Annotated in this window: 1 protein-coding gene and 1 pseudogene; both read right to left on the bottom strand. The window is 67.4% G+C overall.

The window, feature by feature from the left end; genetic code table 11:
• Positions 1–177 precede the first annotated feature (177 nt).
• Positions 178–1,671 (bottom strand): annotated as a pseudogene (locus tag ACFPP6_RS36335) (ISL3 family transposase).
• Between the two features lie 176 nt (positions 1,672–1,847).
• Positions 1,848–2,520: ArsR/SmtB family transcription factor (locus ACFPP6_RS36330; protein WP_382051124.1), on the bottom strand; the 673-nt coding region annotated here is incomplete at its 5' end.

Raw genomic sequence — 2,520 nt, 5'->3', positions numbered from 1 at the left:
TCTCGTCCGCCGCCGCTGGCAGCGCCGCCTCCACGGCCACGGTCCCGGACTCTGCCTCGACTGTGTTCTCGCTGGTCACAGGTGCAATCCTCCATGATCGGAGTTACACCGTTCCTTTTACAGCCCCACACCATTCGATTGGTCCTGTCTCACATTCGGTGGTGACGGAGAGTGCTGCTATCTGAGGAGGATGCGGTGGCGTAAGGGGGAAGCCTGCTCGTCCGTGCGTCGCGTGCGATCCGCTTGGTCTTGGTGTTGACGCCCTCAGTCGGGCCGTTGCTGTACGGGAGTGTGAGCGCGGCGATCAGGGCGTCGCCGTCTCGCTTCAGGCCCCGGGTGAGGAATGCAGATGGGGCAGATCGACTTCGCGGACCTGGACGATCCAGCGTGCGAGCGTGTGAGCGTTTGCGGCGTGAGGTGTCAGGAGCTGGGCGAAGCCCCCATACGGGCCGCCAGTTGGCTCATCTCGGGGCAGGCGGCTGCGAGCCAAGGCAGGAGGTCGTGGTGTTCGGCTTTGAGGTTGTCGGGTCTGGTGAGGAGCATCCGGGCGAGTCGGCGCGGGAGATGTTACTGCGGTCGGCGTCCGCGCGGCCCTGGTTGATGTACTTGTGCGGTAGGTTGAGGCAGTTGGTGAAGCCGAGGGACTTGATCTCCTCGAAGAGGTGCTTGACGGGGACGGCGGGGTCCTCGGACCGGCGTTTGCGTAGGTGCTCGCGGTAGGGATCGACGAGGCTGGCGCGGTATTTGGGGACGCGGAGCATCCGCTCGGGCCGGTTGGCTCGCGAGTAGCGTTTGACAGTATTCAGGGCCAGTTGCAGAGGGCGGGCGTATTCGAGCAGGCCCACGCCCCGGTTGAGCAGGTCCTGGACCTGGTGCCAGCGTTCCAGGGCGGTCTGTGCGCGGGGCCCGTTGCAGAGGGGTGCGTCCAGCACGGTGGCCCAGCAGCTGTGTGCCTTGACCTCGCTCAGGGCGGCTTCGCACAGGCGGTGCCATAGATACCACCTGTCGGCGACCTGTACCGCGTCGGGCAGGGCGCGGCGGATGGCCTCTGCGTAGGCGGCCGAGCCGTCGCGGCACACGATCTCGATGTCCGGATGCTCGTGCAGCCACGTCTCCAGGGTGTCGGCGGTGCGTCGGGCAGCACGTCGATCCGCTCATGGGTCGGCGTCGATCACCACGGTGGCATAGCGGTGCCGCCGGCGCAGACCGAAGTCGTCGACGCCGATCACGCGGGCCACCCGGCGCCTGGGTAGCCGGATGCGCAATAGGGCGCGCAGGGCCGTGTGACGCGACAGGCCCATCGAGAGCATCGCCAGCAAACGTGTCTCTGCCCGGCCAGCTAACTCCTTAACCACGGCCTTGACTTGCCTGGCCAGCCGGGCCGTGCGCCGCTGGTATTGCTCCAGGGCTCCGGCCACCTGCTCGCGAAAGGTGTGACGGCAGCCGAGCGTAGGACACGCCAGACGCCGCACCCGCACACGGACCACCACCCGCTGCCCGTCGACCGGAACGTCAGCCGCCGTCCGCCAGCGGTAGCCGTGCACGCGTCCCGACGACGTCCCGCACACAGGGCAGACCGTGGTGTCCTGTGGAGTGCGTGCCCGCACCACGATCCGCTCACCCTCGTCGACCACATCTCTCGATGACCAGCGGAGACAGCCCTGAGAACACCGTCTGTACAACAACGACCTCTCACGACTCTGCGCCACCGAATGTGAGACAGGGCCATTCGATTGACAGGCCCTTGATTCTCTGCAAGCCCTTATCTTGTTCTTTATGCTCCGGCTTCGAACGATGCCCTGAAGATGATCGCCCGGACGGGTAATCGCCGGACATGAAGAACAAGCTCAGCGAGCCGTGAGTGCCTCGTCAGTCAGGCCCAGGTGCCGTCGGAAGGCGTCGCGCCCCTGGTCCGTCAGCCGCACGACGCGGGAGCCTCCTGCCGGCACGAGCCAGGACTCCTGAACCGCATGGTGGAATACGGCTGCGGCGGCCGCGCCCGCCAGATGCAAGCGCCGCTCCATCCAGTCCAGGCACGTGCGTACGTGTGGTGCCGTTTCCTGGGTGATGCCCGTGTCCGTGAGCCATGCGGCGCCCGAGGGAGTAAGGACCGGGCCGAACTCCGAGTCCAAAAATCCCTGTTCGGTCATCGCGTCGGTGATCGCCACGGACAAGGAGCCGCCGAGATGATCGTAACAGATGCGGGCGCAGGCCACGGCACGGTGCTGGCGGGCGGCAACGAGCGAGCGGACGGGACGAGCTGTTGCGGTTGCCCGGGCGGCCAGGGCTTCGATCATCTCGGCGATGGCTGGGTCCGCCAGGCGCACATAGCGGTGCCGGCCCTTGCGCTCCTCGGCCAGCAGGCCGCCGGTCACCAGCCGGTTCAGGTGGCTGGTCGCTGTGGACGGTGCGATCCCCGCGAGCTGTGCCAGTTCCGTCGCTGTCCATGCGCGGCCGTCGAGCAGCGCGAGGCAGAAGGCGGCGCGGGTGCGGTCGGCCAGCAGCGCCCCCAGGGCGGCG

It is taken from the genome of Streptomyces aureoversilis, assembly GCF_042657885.1.
Taxonomy (GTDB): Bacteria; Actinomycetota; Actinomycetes; order Streptomycetales; family Streptomycetaceae; genus Streptomyces; species Streptomyces aureoversilis.
Note: the sequence above shows the minus strand (reverse complement) of the source record. Positions and strands in the feature narration are given on the sequence as shown.